Annotated in this window: 18 protein-coding genes; 12 read left to right on the top strand and 6 right to left on the bottom strand. The window is 49.8% G+C overall.

Translation table 11 applies throughout. From position 1 onward, the window contains the following. Window positions 1–200: 200 nt before the first annotated feature. The 4 genes from ASJ33_RS01610 to ASJ33_RS01625 all read left to right on the top strand — a co-directional run bounded on the left by ASJ33_RS01610 (window position 201) and on the right by ASJ33_RS01625 (window position 5,174). Window positions 201–1,568, top strand: coding sequence for a reductive dehalogenase (locus ASJ33_RS01610; RefSeq protein WP_041330544.1), 1,368 nt, complete (start codon window positions 201–203; stop codon window positions 1,566–1,568). Between the two features lie 49 nt (window positions 1,569–1,617). Then, window positions 1,618–1,905, top strand: a complete 288-nt coding sequence (locus ASJ33_RS01615; RefSeq protein ID WP_041330546.1) for a hypothetical protein — start codon at window positions 1,618–1,620, stop codon at window positions 1,903–1,905. A gap of 454 nt (window positions 1,906–2,359) precedes the next feature. Beyond that, window positions 2,360–4,045, top strand: coding sequence for a DEAD/DEAH box helicase (locus ASJ33_RS01620; protein WP_023651847.1), 1,686 nt, complete (start codon window positions 2,360–2,362; stop codon window positions 4,043–4,045). 166 nt (window positions 4,046–4,211) lie between these two features. Next, the gene (locus ASJ33_RS01625) at window positions 4,212–5,174 is read left to right on the top strand and encodes a TerC family protein (RefSeq protein WP_023651848.1); all 963 of its coding nucleotides are present in this window, start codon (window positions 4,212–4,214) and stop codon (window positions 5,172–5,174) included. 161 nt (window positions 5,175–5,335) lie between these two features. On the opposite strand, the gene ASJ33_RS01630 is transcribed toward ASJ33_RS01625, so the two are convergent. The 3 genes from ASJ33_RS01630 to fdnG form a co-directional block, all read right to left on the bottom strand. After that, entirely contained in the window at window positions 5,336–6,184 is an 849-nt protein-coding gene (locus ASJ33_RS01630; RefSeq protein ID WP_041330548.1) for a formate dehydrogenase accessory protein FdhE, read from the bottom strand. Beyond that, window positions 6,185–7,396, bottom strand: a complete 1,212-nt coding sequence (gene nrfD / locus ASJ33_RS01635; protein WP_023651850.1) for an NrfD/PsrC family molybdoenzyme membrane anchor subunit — start codon at window positions 7,394–7,396, stop codon at window positions 6,185–6,187. It abuts the gene before it with no gap. An 87-nt stretch (window positions 7,397–7,483) separates the two neighbouring features. Further along, entirely contained in the window at window positions 7,484–10,465 is a 2,982-nt protein-coding gene (fdnG, locus tag ASJ33_RS01640) for a formate dehydrogenase-N subunit alpha (protein ID WP_041330550.1), read from the bottom strand. A gap of 379 nt (window positions 10,466–10,844) precedes the next feature. Between fdnG and rsmD the strand changes: the two genes are divergently transcribed. From rsmD to ASJ33_RS01655, 3 genes are all read left to right on the top strand, one after another. Then, window positions 10,845–11,423 (top strand): 16S rRNA (guanine(966)-N(2))-methyltransferase RsmD, encoded by a 579-nt coding sequence (rsmD, locus tag ASJ33_RS01645; RefSeq protein WP_012881524.1) that lies wholly within the window; start codon window positions 10,845–10,847, stop codon window positions 11,421–11,423. Next, window positions 11,395–11,874 carry a pantetheine-phosphate adenylyltransferase gene (gene coaD / locus ASJ33_RS01650; protein ID WP_041330552.1) on the top strand — a complete coding sequence of 160 codons (480 nt, stop codon included), beginning with the start codon at window positions 11,395–11,397 and terminating at the stop codon, window positions 11,872–11,874. The genes rsmD and coaD overlap by 29 nt, the downstream gene beginning before the upstream one ends. An 88-nt stretch (window positions 11,875–11,962) precedes the next feature. Then, on the top strand, window positions 11,963–12,217 hold the full coding sequence (locus ASJ33_RS01655; protein WP_012881526.1) for a YfhL family 4Fe-4S dicluster ferredoxin: 255 nt from the start codon (window positions 11,963–11,965) through the stop codon (window positions 12,215–12,217). Window positions 12,218–12,325: 108 nt separating this feature from the next. Here ASJ33_RS01655 and ASJ33_RS01660 read toward each other — a convergent pair whose 3' ends face one another. The 3 genes from ASJ33_RS01660 to leuS form a co-directional block, all read right to left on the bottom strand. Then, window positions 12,326–12,814, bottom strand: coding sequence for a CvpA family protein (locus ASJ33_RS01660; protein WP_041330554.1), 489 nt, complete (start codon window positions 12,812–12,814; stop codon window positions 12,326–12,328). 96 nt (window positions 12,815–12,910) lie between these two features. Then, window positions 12,911–13,714 carry a pyrroline-5-carboxylate reductase gene (gene proC / locus ASJ33_RS01665; protein ID WP_023651855.1) on the bottom strand — a complete coding sequence of 268 codons (804 nt, stop codon included), beginning with the start codon at window positions 13,712–13,714 and terminating at the stop codon, window positions 12,911–12,913. Window position 13,715: 1 nt separating this feature from the next. Then, window positions 13,716–16,157, bottom strand: a complete 2,442-nt coding sequence (gene leuS, locus ASJ33_RS01670; protein ID WP_023651856.1) for a leucine--tRNA ligase — start codon at window positions 16,155–16,157, stop codon at window positions 13,716–13,718. Between the two features lie 179 nt (window positions 16,158–16,336). On the opposite strand from leuS, the gene ASJ33_RS01675 reads away from it, so the two are divergent. The 5 genes from ASJ33_RS01675 (at window position 16,337) to ASJ33_RS01695 (ending at window position 19,683) form a co-directional block, all read left to right on the top strand. Continuing rightward, window positions 16,337–17,644, top strand: coding sequence for an NAD(P)/FAD-dependent oxidoreductase (locus tag ASJ33_RS01675; protein ID WP_023651857.1), 1,308 nt, complete (start codon window positions 16,337–16,339; stop codon window positions 17,642–17,644). A 6-nt stretch (window positions 17,645–17,650) separates the two neighbouring features. Then, window positions 17,651–18,181 (top strand): GrpB family protein, encoded by a 531-nt coding sequence (locus ASJ33_RS01680; protein ID WP_023651858.1) that lies wholly within the window; start codon window positions 17,651–17,653, stop codon window positions 18,179–18,181. Window positions 18,182–18,422: 241 nt separating this feature from the next. Then, window positions 18,423–18,725, top strand: a complete 303-nt coding sequence (locus ASJ33_RS01685) for a DUF2769 domain-containing protein (RefSeq protein ID WP_012881532.1) — start codon at window positions 18,423–18,425, stop codon at window positions 18,723–18,725. 179 nt (window positions 18,726–18,904) lie between these two features. Beyond that, on the top strand, window positions 18,905–19,180 hold the full coding sequence (locus ASJ33_RS01690; RefSeq protein WP_012881533.1) for a glutaredoxin family protein: 276 nt from the start codon (window positions 18,905–18,907) through the stop codon (window positions 19,178–19,180). After that, complete coding sequence (locus ASJ33_RS01695; protein WP_041330555.1) at window positions 19,177–19,683, top strand: ferredoxin-thioredoxin reductase catalytic domain-containing protein; 507 nt, start codon at window positions 19,177–19,179, stop codon at window positions 19,681–19,683. Before ASJ33_RS01690 ends, ASJ33_RS01695 begins: the two co-directional genes overlap by 4 nt. Window positions 19,684–19,748 lie beyond the last annotated feature (65 nt).

The raw sequence follows: 19,748 nt of genomic DNA on the forward strand, positions 1-19,748 counted from the left end.
CACCCGAATGTTTAAACGGGGTGTAACAGAACTGATACGGGGTATTACTGATTAGTATCCACTAGTTATTGAGTGTTAGCTAAGTTATGTAATACCATACGGGTAATACCCGCTGCAGATAAAGGCTGATGCGCGCAATTTGCCTGGATATCTGTGGTGAAATGAAATCTATTAGGAAAGGTAAATAAAAAGGTCAGGACATGGATGAAAAAATAAACCGTCGTGATTTTGTAAAAGGTGCGGGCCTCGCATCTGCCGCCACCGTTGCTACTATCATGGCAACAGCTTCAACCGTATCCGCTGAGGATCTGGTTCATCCTGGCGGCAAAGCTATGGATGAAATGGGAAGTGCCTCCCTTACCCGAGACCTGCCGACAAGTTTTTACAAAAGGATTGAAAACAAGGACGGCTATATAGGCACTACCAGGGTTATTGCCCCTACTCAAAGACTTGATGCCCGCGAACATGGTTTTTCCCAGATAGTCAGGCGCGGCTCAACCGGTGACTGGTCAGGTGAACCCGGAGACTGGGGGCCGGTATTGTTGGCCGCTGTTCAGGAAAAAAAGAAACACGCAGCTGAAATTACCCCTCTGGAAGCGGCTGATTATACTTGGAGTAATGCTTTCCAGATTGCTATGGACAGATGGCATATTACCCTTGAGCCGGGCCGGTATCAGCAGGCACCTATAGCCGCCACTAAGGTTGAGCTTTCTCCCGAAGAAATGACAGCCCGCATAAAGAAAATCTGCCGCTGGTTTGGCTGTGAGCAGGTGGGTATCTGCGAAGTAACTGAAGATATGAAACCTTTCTTCTACAGCGTTGGCAGAACCAAGGGTACTTATACCACCGGACATGCAAATTATGTAGATGAGGGCCGTGAAATACCCTGGCCGTATCCCTACAAATACTGCATTGTCATGGCTGACAAATGTGATACCGATACTCTAAGTGCTATGACCGGACCTCTGGTTGAGGCCAGTGCCAAAATAGCCTGTTCCCAATCGGACTTTGCTCCCCATTATCTGGAATCCATAATCCGCTCACTGGGACATGATGCTAAGGCCAATATCTTTAGCGATACTGATATTATGGATACCCCCTTTGCGGTCAAAGCCGGTCTGGGTGAATTGGGCAGGAGTGGCCTGGTGATTTCACCCTGGGGCGCCCAGATGAGAATCATGGAAGTCTTTACAAACTTGCCGCTGGTTCCGGATAAGCCCATAGATTTTGGTCTTCAGGAATTCTGCAAGGTCTGCAAGAAGTGTGCTGACAATTGTCCTGCCAGTGCTATTTCCATGGATGACGAACCCAGCGAAGTGGATACGGTAGTCAAGTCTATCCGCTGGTTCCAGGATGGCAAAAAATGTTTGTCCCAAAGGTTGGCTTATGGCTGTTCCAAGTGCCAGAGCGTCTGCCCCTGGTCTAAACCTGACACCCTGATTCACGAAATAGGGCGTATGGTAGGCCAGAACCCGGCCTTTGCCCCGTTCCTGGTTAAGCTGGATGATTTCTTCTATAACCGCTATCCCGAAGGGCATGAAACCGGTGAATGGGCTCCCTGGAGATAGACACGGGGTCTTTCTGAATATCAAGGTACTTTAAAAAGGAGTTGGAGATATGACAGCAATTATCTTTTTGTTCGGCTTGCTTGTCGGTATATTTGGCAACTGGCTGTGGCATGCCGCCAAGGAACATAATATAAAACTTATCTGGATAGATTACCTGATGATGGCTTTGTTTGTTTTGCTGGCTGGCAGCGGTATCGTCTTTGTTAATACATTTAACGAAGAATCGGTGGCCAGTGCCGCCCGCAGTTCCGGTCTGATATTCGGCTTACTGGCGTTGCTGGTGCTGGGTATAACCTGGCAGCTTATCTGGCGGCGTAACCGCAAATCAGGCATTTAAACCACTTAGTAAGTGCTAAGTAAAGAAAGGCAGGGGGCTGTATGGCCTTCTGCCTTTCCTTTTGTATTTGGCAGGTAAACTCCAATCCAGTTTGAACGGTCAATGGGGTAAATTTGACATAAAACCCCGTATGATATATTCTTAGTGGACTGCATAAGCAGGGCAACACAGATAAGAAAATACAGTAATTCGGGTTTGGCCCCAGTCTCACATAGGCCTGGCCCGGGCAGGGAAAAATCCCAGGGCTGGGTAGCTTTTCAACCGTCCTTCTAGAAGGACCGGCGTATCTACCCCCAGGTAATTACTTGCACTCCTATCTTCTGCATCCTTTTTAGAACAGGGCAGGATAATGATGGGATATAAGATTTCCTATCTGGACAACAGTGAGAAATTAGCGGTTGTCTGACTGCCGGCAGAAGAAAAATATGAGTGCCAAGCACTCAACAGGAGTTGTATGTCTTTCGAATCTTTCAATTTTGCTCCGGCTGTTATGGCTGGAGTAAGAGCCTGCGGCTATAAAGAGCCCACTCCTATTCAGGCTCAGGCTATTCCCCCCATTATGGAAGGGCACGATGTTATTGGTCTGGCTCAAACAGGTACAGGTAAAACCGCTGCTTATGCTCTGCCCATTATTCAGAAAATGCTTTCCACTCCCAGGGGACGGGTACGCACCCTTGTTATTGCACCGACCCGGGAACTGGCTTGCCAGATTTCCGATAGTTTCCGTTCACTTGGTCAGCGCGCCCGTATTCGGGAGTGCTCCATTTACGGCGGTGTAAATATGGACCAGCAAATCCGCCGCTTAAGGAGCGGGGTGGATGTAGTGGTTGCTTGTCCCGGCAGGCTTCTGGACCATATATGGCGGGGTACTATTGATGTTTGCGGGGTTGAAACCCTGATTATAGACGAAGCTGACCGCATGTTTGATATGGGTTTCCAGCCGGATATCCAGAGCATTTTAAAATGCCTGGTTCAGCCTCATCAAACTCTTTTATTTTCGGCAACCATGCCGCCGGAGGTCCGTAAGCTTACTCAGGAAAGTCAAACCAATCCGGTGACTATACAGGTTGGGACTCAGGCTCCGGCAAGCAGTGTCAGCCATAGCGTTTATCCGGTGAAAAGCCACCAGAAAACCCCTTTGCTGATTGAAATACTGAAAACAACGGAAACTAAGTCTGTCCTGATATTTGCCCGAACCAAGTACGGGGCAGAAAATCTGGCTGACGAAATATCTAAAGCCGGTTTTACTACCGCTTCGCTTCAGGGTAATCTTTCCCAGAACCGCCGTCATGCCGTTATGGAAGGATTCCGCCGCGGAAATTTCAAAATTCTGGTAGCTACTGATATTGCCGCCAGAGGCTTGGATATTGACCATATTTCCCATGTGATAAACTACGATATGCCGGATACTCCTGAAGATTATACTCACCGTATCGGGCGGACAGGGCGTTTTGACCGCACCGGTCAGGCCCTCAGTTTGGTAACCGGACGTGATGGCGATATGGTAAGGGATATTCAAAGGCTCTTAAGCAGCCCTATTCAGCGTCTTCGGGTTGACGGGTTTGATTATGCGACTACCCGCAATGATGGACAACACCAGTCACAACGCAGGGATTTTGCCCCCCGCCGCGGTTATTCAAGTGGCGGTTACAATCACCCTGAAATGTCTGTAAATGAGGCTTTGCAAACGGATACCCCGGCTGAGATGCCGCTAAGCCCTGCCAGACCCTATAATGCAGGTTTCAGACCGGGCCGCCCCTCAAATTCTGCTCCCCGTTTCCGCAGGGAGGGTAACTTAGCACCCCGTATACAGAGGCAGTCTTCTTTTGAGGATAGCCCTGCGCCGGCACCCAGACCTGAAGCCCGGTTTAATGACCGTCCCTCTTATAGAAAAGAGAATAGCTTTCCTGTTTCCGAACAAGTGCGTCCTGCTTTCAAAAAGGAAACCGGGTTTACTCCCCGTGAGCATAACCCGGCTGATTTTGAAAATCACGAACAGCCTTCAGGCAGGCGTCCTGCCCGGTTTAACGGCAAGGTTTCTTTTGCAGATCGCCCTGCCCGTCCGGGGAATAAAGTGGGGAAACCTCCCTTCTTTAAACGGTCAAGGAAACCCGTTTCAGAGAATAACGAAACTTACTAGAACTGAAAAGGGGAGCGTCAAAAGCGCTCCCCTTCAGCTTTTTAAGGTATTTGACGGGTCTTATGGCGGGTGTTATATTAGCCTGATTAAGATGGTATATAGACACAGGTTCTTCATTCCGTAATTTCTTTTGGAGTAACGGTATTTGGTTTAAAGGAGTATTGCCTTGTCTTTGACTGTTTTGTGGGTAATATTTGCTGTAATGGTGCTTTGTATGCTGGCGCTGGATTTGGGTGTTTTTCACCGCCGCGCCCATGAAGTAAAGACTAAAGAAGCTCTTATCTGGAGTGGTGTCTGGATTTTACTGGCCCTGATATTCGGCGGGCTTGTGTATTTCAGTTTGGGCAATGAAATAGGGCTTAATTATCTAAGCGGGTATATTATTGAGTTGTCCCTTTCGGTTGATAACCTGTTTGTATTCATCATGATATTCTCTTATTTCTGTATCAAAAGGGAGTATCAGCACAAGGTTCTGTTCTGGGGTATTCTGGGGGCTATTATTATGCGGGCGGTTTTTATAGCGGCCGGCATTACCCTTATAGAAAACCTCAGCTGGGTGCTGTATATATTCGGGGCTTTCCTGATTTATACCGGTATACGTATGGTGAAAGACCAGAATAAAGAGATACACCCTGATAAAAATCCTCTGGTAAATTTTGTCTGCCGTATTTTGCCCATGACCAACAAACTCCATGGTGACCATTTCTTTATAAAAGAAAACGGCAGAAAACTGGCTACCCCCTTGATTCTGGTGCTGGTTACAATAGAGGCTATGGATTTGGTTTTTGCTATAGATTCCATACCTGCGGTTATGGCCATTACTTTAGACCCGTTTATTGTCTTTACGTCTAACATCTTTGCCGTGATGGGGCTGAGGGCTATGTATATGGCACTTTCAGGGGTAATTCAGAAACTGCATTATTTGCATTATGGTTTGGCGGCTATACTGTCTTTCCTGGGTATAAAAATGCTGATAAGTGATTTTGTTCATCTGCCGGTGGCGCTTTCCTTAAGTGTGGTGGCGGTTATACTGGCGATATCAATTGCGGCGTCACTCCTCAGGCCGCCTAAGGAAATAAAGCCGGTTGAAGTGCCTCAACCGGAGTGTCCGGTAGATGAGGGGAAATAAGTAAATAACGGGGGGCGGAAGCCCCCTTTCTTTTTTCGGTATTATCTTCCCCTGTGTGCTTTTCCAGTAAATTTCGCCTTATTAAAATGGCATAACTATGCGCTTTGGGGGATTTAGACATTCCGTATTGGCAGGGCAGGGAAGGGGGCTTAAAAGGGGTTCTAGCCGGGCTGGTAGCCCTCGTTCTGGGCGATGTTATCCAGATGGATGGAAACAGCGTCTTCAACTTCAGGCAGACACTCGCGTCCCAGCCGCCGTTCATCAGTGGTCTTGATGTATGACTTACACTTTTCGCAGACATCCACCCGCTGGTAAGGGAACACTGCAGAGTAGAAATGACGGAGCTTTTCGGCATTGGCATTGGAACAATAGGCGCATTTTATCCGGCGGTAATTCCATTGGATGTGGCAGAGTGAGCAGAACAGGCGGCGGGCACCGTTGTCCTTATCCAGCCGGGAGTAGCGGGGGCTTGAGCCGCAGAAGGGGCAGGTATTTTTATCCCAGCCTAGCAGATCTACCTGCGGTTGATAGTATTTGGCTTGGGCCGCTGAAAAAGGAGAAACCAAATTGGTCACAAAGAAGAGCAGCGTTTCGGGATTGAAGCTGGTTTTTTGGGCAAATTCAGCCAGATAGTCCAGATTATCCGCGAGTATGGCGGAAATAAAGCCGGATAATCCTTCAGGATGGCTTTCTATCAGCTTAAGCAGGGCTGGAGCGGGGAATTTCTCTCCGGCTGTTTGGGTAAAGGCCTGTCCCAGTTTAAGGCCTGTCTGGTGAAAAAGTTCGGCCGGGGGGCTAAGCGGAATACCTTTCAGTATATATTCGCCGGATGCCAGCTTGGCTATGGCATCTTCCTCTGAAATAAGGGGAGCCGGCTCCTCTTGCGAGGAAGCCGACTCCTGAATTGCAAAAACCTTCTGGTACAGGGCAAGTATGGTTTCCAGTTCCGGCTGAGCGGCCCTGTATCTTTCAATTTCCGAATTGATACGCTCCAGCCGATTAGTATTCATTTAGTTTGCCGGTATAACCTCAGGTGCTTTCTTGACCTGTTCGGGGGTAAGCCCCTTCATGTGGTCAGAATAAAGCGGCAGGTATTTGGCACACAGGCGGAATACATACATAGCCCCGGCAATAAGACCGAAGGTGAAGACGAATTCCAGTATGTGCGGGAAATAACTGCCTTCGCGGTTGGGAGCCTGAGAGATAACCAGGGTATTTATGCGGTTTAAGACCACACCCATAATTATCAAACCGGTTGCCCAGAGAAGGCCGGTGCGTGAAGTGCGGACCTTCTTTATGAAGAGCAGTATCATGGGCAGCAACATGCCGATACCTACTTCAGCTACCCAGAGTACGGTATACCAGTCACCGTTAAGGCCGGTGGCCAGGTTTCCGGTGATAGCGTAGTCAACGCCGCGGGCTGCCAGATAAACTAGCAGAATCCAGGCGATAACCAGCCCCAGTTTGGAAAGTATATCCATACGCAGGGTCATCTTCCAGGAGCGTGACAGTATAATGGAGAAGTAAGTGAGAACTGACAAACCCAGAGCCATGGCGGATACCAGGAACAGGTGACCCATCAGCGGGCCGTGCCAGAGGGGCTGCTGAGCCGGGTTAATCAGGAACAGGGCACCCAGTGAAGACTGGTGGAGGAAGGAGAGCATAATGCCGAAGATAACCAGCGGGATAATAAAGGCATGCTGCAGGTTACCCAGCTTCTTCCAGCCAATACGTTCAAAAATATTGTTGGAGAATTCGAGATAGAGTACGGTCAGGTACATCATAACGCACCAGCCTACTTCAAACATGATGGACTCATGGTTCCACATCCAGATAGGATGAACAATCCGTATGGAGCGGGCAAGGTCAATCATGATGCCGATAGCGCCGATGGTGTAACACAATGCACCAATGAGAATAGCCGGCCGTACCAGGGGGCGGAATTTCTCAAAACCGAATATGTATACAATGGCAGCCATGGTAAAACCACCGGCCGCCGAGGCGATATATGCGCCTACGTCAAAGGCAACCCAAAGACCCCAGGGCCAGTTATCTGAAAGGTTGGTGATGGGACCCAGACCATAAGCCAGTTTCAACCCGGCCACGGTTAAGGCACCCAGACCAAGGATAATCTGGAGGAGTCCCCATTTGCCGAATAAAGGCACGTTGGGGTTGCCGGTCTGTTCGAGCTTGTTTACCCAGCCCTTGATGGCACTGAACATGCTCTAAAGCCCTCCCTTCCTGGAAGGAGAAATCCCTTCCGTATATGCGAGTTCGCCGTTTAATTTAGCATTCAGATACTTCATGGCTTAGTCCTCAAGTACCGTGTAGCGTCCGGTAATGGTAGGTACGGTACCGTCGGCTTCTTTTTCAACCTTGACCAGGAACGCCTTGAACTCAGGGGTGGATGAGTTGGAGTCTGCGGTGTTCGGGGCAAGTGTGTTGGCACTGTCACCCTGTGCAATTCCCATAAAGCCCCAGTGATAGGGGATAGCTACCTGATGAACAGTTTTGCCGCCAATGCTGAAGGATTTAAGTCGTTTGGTGACAGCCGCAGCTACTGATACGCTGCCTCTGGCTGAGGTGAGTTTTACAATATCACCGGCCTTGATACCCTTTTCGCTGGCCAGCTGTTCGGATATTTCCACATAAGCGGCCGGGGCAAGTTCCACCAGGAAAGGCATATTGCGGGTTAACTGGCCGCCCAGACTATGCTCTACGGTGCGAATGGTGGTACAGATAACCGGATATTCACCGGCACTGCCCTTAGTGTCGCCCTCGAAGATCATAGCAGTTGGGTTATTCTGGGTGCCAGACAGAGCATTGTCCACCGGGCTTTCCCATGGTTCATAATGTTCGGGCATAGGGCCGTCAACCATAGCGGCAAAGAGCTGGGCGGTATTACCGCTTGTGCCTTTGAAGGGTAGTTCACCGCTCTGATTAACCGGGCCTACTTTACCGTCAACTGCGTCACCGGTCCAACCCATACCGTTCCAGCTGACAACGGGCTTAGCCGCATTGAAGGGCTGGCCGCTCAGGTCAACTGAAGCGCGGTTGTTCAGGATACGTACATTCATCGGCCAGCTCCAGGCCCAGCCGGCATGGAAAGCACCGGTCTGTTCACGCCGTGCCATCTTGTTGCCGCTATCTGTAAAGCTGCCGATATAAAGATTATTGCCGCAGGCAACAGTTCCATCTGACTTCAGGTCTTCAGGGCTGTCAATCTGCTGCATGGAGGATACTTGATAACCGTTCATCTCTTTGGCTACGTCAGCCGCAGAGGGATTGGTGCTGTAAGTCCAGCTGAGTTTAGTAACAGCCTCTGCATTCAGAGCGCTTTCACCCTGATAAAGGGACTGAAGGCGGCTGAGCAGTGAGCTGATAATCTCAAGCTCGGATTTGGCTTCACCGACGGCATTTACGGCCTTGTTTCGCCACTGTACCCAGCGGTCGGCATTGGTTACACTGCCTTCTTTTTCGTAAGAGCAGGCAGTGGGCAGCAGGAAGACCTCGGTCTGTGAACTGATGCCTTCTTTCTTCCAGAAAGCAGCAGTTTCAGATTCAAACATGTCTGTCACTACCAGCCAGTCCAGTTTGGCCAAAGCCTGAATAGCCTGACCGGCAGCAGAACTTTCAACCACCGGGTTTGCACCCCAGGCAAAAGCGCCCTTTATCTTGCCGGCAGCCATCTGCTTGATAGCGTTTACGTAAGAATAATTGGTATTTAAATCTGTCTTGGGCAGGAAGCTGAAACCAAAGCCATTTGAGCTGGAGGCATTAGAGCCGTACCAGGCCTTCAAAAGGCTGGCTGCGTTCTGCTCGCTGGATTTAGCGGCAAAAGCAGCAAAATTGGTGTCATCTTCGGTGGGGGCAGATAAATAACCGGGCAGTTTGTTCCAGGAAACACCGTTGTCAGCAGCACCCTGTACGTTAGATTCGCCGCCCAGGGCGAATAAACCGCCGCCGGATACGCCGATATTGCCCAGCAGCATTTGAAGTATGGCATAAGCCCGGACTGTCTGAGCGCCGGAAGTGTGCTGGGTGGAGCTCATGGCGTAGATAATAGCGCCGGCCTTGTCTGCTTTGCCGGTTGCGGCAAAAGAGGCACAGACCTTTGCAAAATCAGCCTGAGAGCAGCCACAGGTTGCGGCCACCATTTCCGGGGTATAACGGGCATATTGCTTCTTCAAAAGCTGGAAGACACAATTGGGGTTGGTCAGGGTTTTGTCTATTACCGGCTCACCGTTGCTGGCTTTGGCAAAACTCCAGTTTGACTGGTCGTAAGAATGGCTGGCGGAGTTGTAACCGGTAAACATACCGTCCAAATCGGCCGGGCCCTTGAAGTTGGAATTTACTACCATGCCGGCAGTGGTGTACTCGGTAATATAAGTCAGGTTGTAATTTGCGGGGTGGGCTTCAATGTCAGCAATGACATACTTGATAAGACCGCCGGTAAAGGCAATCTCCGAACCGGAGCGGGCGGCAACGAATGTGCCGGCCTTGGCCGCAGTCCGGGTCAGGCGGCAGTCAACGCTGATAAGCTCTGCCCCTTTTCCCATGGCTTCACCCAGATGGGAGAAACAGGCAGGGTAGTTTTCAGCCGGGTTACCGCCCATGTCCAAAATAACGTTGGCATTTGAAACATCGGTCCAGCTGTTGTTCATGGCGTTTTGTCCGAACGAAGCAGCCAGAGCTTCCATTCCGGAAGCGGTGCTCAGTCTGGCCTGGCTGTCCAGGTAGACAATGCCCAGGGCGCGAAGCATCTTGGACAGCAGATAACATTCTTCGTTGTCCAGAGTAGCTCCGCCCAGGGAGGCTATTGCCTCGGTGCGGTTGACAGTCTTGCCTGCAGCATTTTTAGCCACAAACCCGCTGTCGCGACTGGTTTTTACCTTTTTGGCAATTTCACCAATTGCCCAATCCCAGCTTTTTTCTTCCCAATCATTCGCACCGGCGGCACGGTAAAGTACCTTTTCCAAACGGTGTTTATTATTGTGAAGTTGAATCAGCGAAGCACCTTTGGAGCAGGCACTTCCCCGATTTACTGGATTATCAGGATCACCTTCCATATTGGTGAGGTTGCCGGCCGAATCGGTATAGCAGATAAATCCGCAACCGCTGGCGTCAAAGGGACAAATGGTGGTGGTTTCTTTTACCCACCGGGGGCGCGTGTCAACCATCTTGGGCTCAACACCCTTGATGGGTCCACGGAAAAGACCAGCTGTGGCAAAGAGACCCGCGGTCCCTCCGCTGATCTTGAGGAAATCTCGCCTACTAAACTGAGACCTCATCACTACCTCCTTACTAAAGGCTCTGGAGACACAATTTGTTAATATGATATACCAAGTAGTTGTTTAAACGCAAGTTAAAATCACGAATAACTTATATCCAAAGTACTAGTGCCGGGATTTAGTCTGGAATAAATATTTTGAGATTGTTTTTTTAGCTGGGAAAACTCTGAAAATCACCTGCATTCAGGCTGAAAATGATGGAAGATATTTAAAAAAGTTTCAAATTTCTTTGGACAACCGGCATAGTCCTAAGCCTGTCAGGCCGGATTATGCTGCAGATGTTTTCAAAGTCAGCGTTTTTGCCGGAATATCTGCCCGGAACAGGATTTACACCCTTTTTAACTTGATTTGGAGTTTATATTCCGCTATTTTTTAAAGCATGAGAATTATTGCCGGAGATGCCAAAGGTAAAAACATTATCGTGCCCCAGCGGAAAGCCACTCGTCCGGCTACCGAGTTGGTCAGAGGAGCTATGATGTCCATGCTGGAGGCAATTGCTGAAGACTGGAGCGAGGTGCTGGATATTTATTCCGGCAGCGGCTCTCTGGGTCTGGAGGCACTTTCCCGCGGGGCAGGGCATGTAGATTTTGTTGAGCACGAGCGCTGTTGTTGTGATATAATAAAACAAAATTTGGAAACCATTGGCTGTGCAAGCCAGGCTCACGTTTATTGTTTGGATGTGCCCAAGGCAATAGCCTTCCTGAAAAAACAATATGACGTAATACTGGCAGACCCGCCGTACCGCAACCAGCAGATTGGCGAGGTACTGGAGAAGCTGGGGAATTCAGGGCTTATCGGTGAAAGCACAGTCATGGCGGTGACCCATTCTGCCCATCTAACCCTTGCCGAACGTTATGGGCGGCTTAAGATGTTAAAAGAACATCGCCATGGGGATAGCCTTATCGCTATATACAGAAAGGATAGCAGTTTTGATAGCCATTTACCCGGGCCGGTTTGACCCGGTAACCCTCGGCCATTTGAGCGTCGCCAGGCGCGCCTCTGGCTTTTGTGACCGGCTGATTATTGCTGTCTTTGATAACCCTGCCAAACCGGGGCTTTTTACTGCCGCCGAGAGGGTAGATTTCATCAAACAATCCGTTAAAGACATTCCTAATGTAGAGGTGTGCTCTTTCCGTGGTCTTATGGTCAGTTTCGCCCGTAAGACGGGTGCTTCGCTTATAATCCGCGGTCTCAGGGTTGGGGCTGATTTTGAGCGTGAGATGGAAATGTATGTTATGAACCGCCGCCTTGATGAGGGGATTGAGCTTTGTTGTCTTTTCTCTGAGCCTCAGTACCAGTATCTCAGTGCCTCCCTTATAAAGGAAATAGTGATGCTGGGCGGGGACTCAAGCGGGCTAATATCGGAACATGTGGCAGCAGCTTTAAAAATCAAGTTAGCGCCTGCCTAGTGTGGTATAATCAATTAATTATTTTACAGGAGGGTGTATCGCCAGAAGAAGTTTTGCTTAAGACAGATTTTGGAGGTAGAAGGAATTTATGTCGTTCAAGATAACAGATGACTGTATCAGTTGTGGAGCTTGTGAACCGGAATGCCCCAACAAGGCTATTTCGGAAGGCGAGACTATTTACATTATTGATCCTGAAAAGTGTTCTGAGTGCGTGGGTGCTTTTGAAACCCCTCAGTGCGTTGAAATCTGCCCGGTAGACTCCTGTGTGAAATGCTGCAATGAATCTCACGAAGAGTTGCTGGCAAAATGGCAGAAACTGCACCCCGGCGAAAGCCCCAAGTAAAAATAAAAAATTTTAAGGCGATCTGGATAGATTGTTTTAAATAAAACAGTAAATGCCTTAAGAGCCATCTGGGTTACGGCGGTTTAGTGTGAAGGTTTTGTATTTGCTTTAGTTGAAAAAGTCACGGATTACTCCGAACTCATCCGGTAAAAGCGACAGAATCAGCGGAAACTTGTCAAGAAGTATCTGGGCTACGGCAGAATCGGTAATGACCGAAGCGGAGCCAAAGAACTTAACCCAGATGGCCAGCAGGGCGGCAGTAAAAATGCTGGACACCAGCAAACCGAATATTGCACCCCCCAGCCGATTTACCCAGTTAAGGAAAGTCGGCTTTATTATGGTATCAAGCAGCTTGGCAATGATGGTGGTTGTTACCCAGATAGCCATAAGTACCAGCAGGAAAGCGATTATATTTGCCCACTCCGGGCTGGATATAAAACTGAGCCATTCGGCAACTGTAGGGTAGAAGCGGCCTGCCAGTATAATACCTATTATCAGCCCCACCAGATGCAGGAAATTGAGTATCAGGCCGGTAAAAAAGCCGCTTACGGTTTGAGCGCCCAGTGCTATCAGTAAAACTATATCTAACCAGTTCATGGCTTTGATTAAAGCATATCCGCAGGGATAAACGCAATAGCCGGATTGGCCGGGATTTGCCAGCTGTATTTAAACAGGTCTTGAACTAAGGGCAGCTTAACCCTTACCCAGCTCTACCGAACGGTCAAAAGCCGCTTTTGCAGCCTTAATTACGGTTGTTTCCAGTCCTGCTTCCTCAAATACCTTTATAGCTTCGGCGGTAGTGCCGCCGGGAGAGGTTACGTTTTTGCGGAGCTGGGCTAGCGGCAGGCCGGATTTCCCGGCATAAACAGCCGAACCGGCGGCTGTCTGGGATACCAGTATAGAGGCTTCCTCAGGGGTAAAACCCATTTCCAGGGCTGCTTTTTCTAAACTTTCCATAAACAGGAAGAAATAAGCCGGGCCTGAACCTGAGATGGCGGTAGCCGCATCCAGCATGGTTTCTTTGCCGGTATATATTTCTTTGCCCATGGCGGAAAGTATGCTTTTAGCTTGTTCTTTCTGGGCGGGGCTTACCGCCGGCAGGGCAGTCCAGATGCTCATGCCCATGCCTATCATAGCCGGGGTATTGGGCATAACCCGTACTACGGCTTTGTGCCCAAGCCCGCTGGACAGTTTACTTAGAGTTGCCCCGGCAATAATGGATATCACCAGCTGTGTCTCTGCCAGTTTGCCTTTCAGTCCGGCGCTCAGTTCGGCCAGGTTCTGGGGTTTTATAGCCAGCAGAACTACTTCGGCGTTTTTTATGGCCTCCGGATTTGCGGCGGTGGTCTTTATGCCATAGGTATTTTCAAGGAAAGCGCGGCGTTCGGCTTTAATCTCACTTACGGTAATATCCTGCGGCGGGCAGATATTTTTCCTGATAAGGGCACCCAAAATGGCCTCGCCCATATTCCCCCCGCCGATAAATGCTATTTTCATATTATTTCACCACAATATTTACTAATTTGCCGGGTACATATATGACAGACGCCGGGGTTTTGCCCTGAAGATGGGGCTTGACTCTGGCGCTGTTTAAGGCAGTTTCCTTAGCTTCGTCCTCCGAGATACCGGCCGGCATTTCCAGCCTTTCGCGGAGTTTGCCGTTTACCTGGATAATCAGGGTAATTACTTCGTCTTTGGCCAGTTCTTCGTCCCACTTAGGCCAGCTCTGGTTGTGAATGGAATATTCCATGCCTAGATTTGTCCAGAGTTCCTCGGCAATATGGGGGGCAACCGGGGCAAGCATAAGGGCAAAAGTTTTAAGGCTGTTTTGCCAGCTTTCTGCCGAAATGGCGGCAGCCTCTTTAAACTTGGCCAGGCTGTTTGAAAGCTCCATCAGGGCGGCCACTACCGTATTGAAACGCAGCCGTTCAATATCCATAGTTATTTTTTTGATAGTCTGGTGGAGGGTGCGCTTAAGTTCGCGTTCCGCTTCAGCCGAGGCGGTGTTTGGGGTGTATTCCTCTGTAAACAAATTCCAGACCCGGTTCAGCCAGCGGCTCATGCCCGAAAGGCCGGAATCATTCCATTCCCCGCCCTGATCCCACGGGCCCACAAACATCAGGTAAGCCCTGACGGCGTCTGTGCCTACCTCTGCCACCAAATTATCCGGGGTAACTACATTCCCCTTGGATTTGCTCATTTTCTGGTGGTTGCTGACGATAATGCCCTGATTAAAAAGCTTTTTAAAAGGTTCGCCGAAGTCTATTATTCCCATATCCCGCAGGGCTTTGGTGAAGAAACGGGAATAAAAAAGGTGCATAACGGCGTGTTCGGCACCGCCGGTATAAAGGTCTACCGGCATCCAGTACCGCAGTTTTTCCGGGTCAAACGGCCCTTTGTCATAACCGGGGCTGGTATAACGCAGGAAATACCACGAAGAACACATGAAGGTATCCATGGTATCTGTTTCGCGTTTGGCCTTACCCCCGCAGACCGGGCAAGTGGTATTTACAAAGCCTTCATTATATTTCAGGGGGGATTCGCCCCCGCTGCGGAACTCTACATCTTCCGGCAGAAGCACCGGCAGGTCCTTTTCGGGTACGGGTACAATGCCGCACTTTTCGCAGTAGACCATGGGTATGGGGGCGCCCCAGTAACGCTGGCGGGAAATAAGCCAGTCGCGCAGTTTGTAGTTTACGGTTTTTTTGCCCCAGCCGTGTTCCGCCAGATAGTCACATACCTTTTCTTTGCCTTCGGTATTGGGCAGGCCGTTAAACGGGCCGGAATTCTGCATAACCCCTTCATTTATATAAGCGGTTTCAAGGGGCTGGCCGTCATAATCCGGTGGGGCAATTACAGTTATAACCGGCAAATGGTATTTTTGGGCAAAGACAAAATCACGCTCGTCATGGGCGGGCACGCCCATAACCGCCCCGGTGCCGTAACTCTGGAGAACATAATCACCAATCCAGACGGGTACTTTATGGCCGTTTACCCGGTTGGTCACGTATGCACCGGTAAAAACGCCGTCCTTTTCCCTTTCGGTGGAAAGGCGCTCAATCTCGGTGCAGGCGCGGGATTTCTTTATATATTCATCCACCGCCGCTTTGTTTTCGGGGGTGGTAATCTTTTCAACCAGAGGGTGTTCGGGTGCCAGTACCATAAAGGTCACCCCGTAAATAGTGTCAGGGCGGGTGGTAAAGACCTTTATCTCATGTTCGGGCGTAGCCGGGCAGTCCAGGGAAAAGGATACTTCCGCCCCGTAGCTTTTGCCCACCCAGTTTCTCTGCATAGCGGTTATTTTTTCCGGCCAGTCCAGGCCGTCATGGTCTTTAAGTTCATCAGCATAGTTGGTAATGCGGAAAAACCACTGTTCAAGGTCACGGCGGGTGGTGGGGGTTTCACATCTCCAGCAGGTGCCGTCTACCACCTGTTCGTTGGCCAGCACCGCCTGACAACTGGGACACCAGTTTACCGGAGCTTTGGCGCGGTAAGCCAGCCCGGCTTCATACAGCTTTAAGAAGAACCACTGAGTCCACTTGTAGTATTCGGGCAGGCAGGTTATAACCTCTCTGTCCCAGTCAAACATAGCACCGATAGTTTTAAGCTGGCGGCGCATATTTTCCACATTGTTCAGCGTCCAGATACGGGGGTGAATATGGTGTTTGATGGCGGCGTTTTCCGCCGGCAGGCCGAAAGAGTCAAAACCCACCGGGCGCATTACATTAAAGCCGTTTAAGCGTTTGTATCTGGCAAAACAGTCTGCCGGGACTTCGGCATACCAGTGGCCTATATGGAGGTTGCCAGAAGTATAAGGGAACATGGTAAGGGAGTACCATTTGGGTTTGGGGCTGTCTTCACCGGCGTGGTAAAGGCGGTCTGCCGCCCATTTATCCTGCCACTTTTTTTCTGTTTCCTGCGGATTATATTTTTCGGCCATTTCTGTTTTCCTATCTGAAATATCAGATTATATTACCCCGTACTGCCGGTGCTTTCAAGTTTGGGGCGGCTTTTCGGGGCTATTTCTATATTGGGCAGGAATTGGGTAAAATGAAGCAGACCTGAAAATGTGCTATATATAAATAGAAAGGCTGGCCGTAAGTGGCCGGTGGTTTTTTAATGACAGCTAAAGAGATTGTGGTAATAGGTGCGGGGGCGGGCGGGCTTATGGCGGCAGGCCGGGCGGCTGAGTGCGGCGGCAAAGTAATCCTGCTGGAAAAGACCGAACAGCCGGGCAAGAAAATGCTTATTTCGGGGCAGGGCAGGTGCAATATTTCCAACAGCCGGGATATTGCCGAATTTATCACCGCTTTCGGTCCTAACGGGCGGTTTTTATACAGCGCCTTCAGCCGTTTTTTCCGTCAGGAGCTGGTAGATTTGCTGGCACGTTATGGGGTGGAAACCAAAACCGAACGGGGCGGGCGGCTTTTCCCTGTTTCGGATAAAGCTCATGATGTGGTGGCAGCCTTAACTGAATATGCTTCAGGCGCGGCCTTGGTAAGCGGGCAAAAGGTCAGCCAGATACTGGTGAGCGAGGGGCGGGTAGTGGGGGTCAAAACTGAAAAGGAGACCTTCAGGGCGGATGCGGCGGTGATTGCCACCGGGGGTGCATCCTATCCCGGTACCGGCTCTTCGGGAGACGGTTTCCGTTTGGCGGAAGCGCTGGGGCATACTATTGTGAAACTACGTCCGGCTCTGGTGCCTCTGGTGGTGAAAGAGATAGATTTGGCAAAGAGCATGCAGGGGGTGGCCCTGAAAAATATCCGCCTGACGGCCTACCGCTGTGAAGCGGATAAAATACCTGCGGATCTGACCCTGCAGGACTGGGGGCGGGGTATTGCTGGCAAAAAACCGCCCAAAGCGGTGATTGAAAGCCGCATGGGTGAGCTTATGATTACCCACTTCGGGCTGGGCGGGCCTTTGACCATGCTGATGGGGCTGCCGGTTGCCGAGGCACTGGAGCAAGGGGCGGTGAGTGTGGCCATAGATTTGAAACCGGCACTGTCGCTGGATAAACTGCGTCTTCGCCTCCAGCGGGACTTTGATACTTTCGGCAAACGCAGTTTTCAAAACCTGCTCTCAGAGCTTTTGCCCCAGAAGATGATAAGGCCGTTTGTAGACCTGACTGGCATAGACCCGTTCAAATGCGGCGGCCAGATAACGGCGGCTGAACGCGAAGTTATCTTGGCAAACCTGAAATGCCTGCGGTTCAATATTACTTCCACGTTGCCCCTGAGTGCGGCGGTGGTGACTGCCGGCGGGGTAGACCTGAAGGAGATAAATCCGCGGACTATGGAGTCTAAACTGATAAGTGGGCTTTATTTCTGCGGGGAGGTTATGGATATAGATGCGGATACCGGCGGTTATAACCTTCAGGCGGCTTTTTCCACCGGCTATCTGGCAGGTGAATCAGCGGCGGGGGCTTGAGTATAAATGGTCAGACGGGTGATAGTAGAGAAATACAACCCACGTTGGATAACGCAGTATGAAGCCGAAGCCGAAAGGTTAAGAAAGCTGCTCTCCGATAATTTGCTTGAGATACATCATATAGGTTCAACAGCCATACCCGGGCTTAGTGCCAAACCCATTATTGATATTATGCCGGTGGTCAGGGATATTTTAGCAGTGGACCTGCTTCAGAAAACCTTTGAGCAGGCAGGATATCTGTATTTCGGCGAATACGGCATTCCGGGCAGGCGTTTTCTGGTTAGAGGTACTGCCGAAATGCGGCTTGCCCAGGTGCATATATTCGGGATATCTTCCCCTGATATAAAAAGGCATCTTGCTTTCCGTGATTATCTGCGCGTGCATCCGGAGGCAGCAGCGGAATATTCTTCCCTTAAAACAAGTCTGGCGGAAAAGTTTCCTCTGGATATAGATGCTTATATTGGCGGTAAGTCCGGGTTTGTAAAGGACCTGGAAGCAAAGGCCTTGAAATGGTACCGCCAAAACCCGCAGCACTAGGTTTTATTTTTTAAGTCACTTAGCGTCTCTTGTCTTAAAAGTATATACATATTTCCGCGAGTCCGTTGATGGCCTTTTCAGGCAGCAAAATGCCTAAATACTTTTGTAATAAATACGTACACTTACTAATATCGCCGTAAACTGATAAAACGCATAATAAATATCCGGTGCCATTTCCATGGGGTTTCTGAGACGGAAATTTTCCGCACATATTGTCCCCAGTGCTGCCGGGAGGAACGTAATGAGCATACAAATGCCTTTTAATCAGGATACTATAAACAAGTGCGTCTGCCACAAGTGCCCCGTACAGAACCAGAGTGAATGCGTTCGTGACCAGATGTCAGTACTGAAAAGCAGCCTCAATGAAATTCCTCTAAACCCTCAAAAAATCCCCAAGGCGTATTGCGTCAGCGGAAAATCCCTCTGCAAAGGGGTTAACCGCACTAAACCCTGTATCTGCGGCAGCTGTGAAGTGTATGCAATGTATCATCTGTCCGAAGGAGAACCGGGCGGGTTTTACTGCTTTGAAGGCAAATCCGCTTAGATAAATACATAGTTATAGTTACTTGACCCTTTGCAACTCTGTTTTACTTCATTTAATCTAGTAGTAATATATTCTTATCCAGACATAATGACTCACCGCCAAAGGGATAGCCGCCGCTTTGAGCGGCCGGTTTTTATTATAATCGCAGTATCAGTATGAAAGGGAGGGCTTTGCCATATATGGAAAAGATAACGGGTAGGAACGCCGGGGAGATTAAGCTCTATGCTCTAAGCACTTGCGGCTGGTGCCGTTTAACCCGCCAGCTTCTGGCTGAACTGGGGGTAGCTTATGAATTTGAATATGTGGATTTGCTTACGGGAGATGAACGGGCAAAAGCCTTAAAAGCTTTGGCCGCACTTAATCCGTCCAGTTCATTTCCTACTATGGTTATCCGGGGAAACAAAGTGATTATAGGTTATAAAGAGGCTGAAATAAGGGAGGTGCTGAAAGCATGAGCCCGAAAATACCTAAACCGGCTGAAGATGCAGTAGTTTTGCAGGCACGTCTCAAGCGTGAGGCTGAGGCTTCTGGTTACCACCTTAACCCAAACGGTGATTTTGTAAAGATGCTTGCGGAAGGTTTGCTTGCTAACCGCAGGCGTTATGGTTATCCTTCTTGTCCCTGCCGTCTGGCAGAAGGCGACAAAGAGGCGGATAGGGATATTCTTTGTCCGTGTGATTACCGTGATGCAGACTTAAGTGAATTCGGCAGCTGCTACTGTGCCCTGTATGTAAACAGCCGGATTGCAAAGGGGGAAAAACAGCCTCAGCCTGTACCTGAACGCCGCCATCTGCCCAATCCTGCGCCGAAGGCAAAATCTGTCGAAACATCTTTCGGGCTGACTTACCCTGTCTGGCGTTGCCGGGTATGCGGTTACTTGTGCGGGCGTGACGAAGCACCGGACGAATGCCCCATTTGCAGGGCTGGCAAAGAGCGGTTTGAGCTGTTTATACATTAAAACCCAAAAGTCCATAAGGCTTGCCTGAGAGTGCCACTTGGGCTATCATAGTGTCTGGCAGTGAG

It is taken from the genome of Dehalococcoides mccartyi (assembly GCF_001889305.1).
In the GTDB taxonomy this organism is placed as follows: Bacteria; Chloroflexota; Dehalococcoidia; order Dehalococcoidales; family Dehalococcoidaceae; genus Dehalococcoides; species Dehalococcoides mccartyi_A.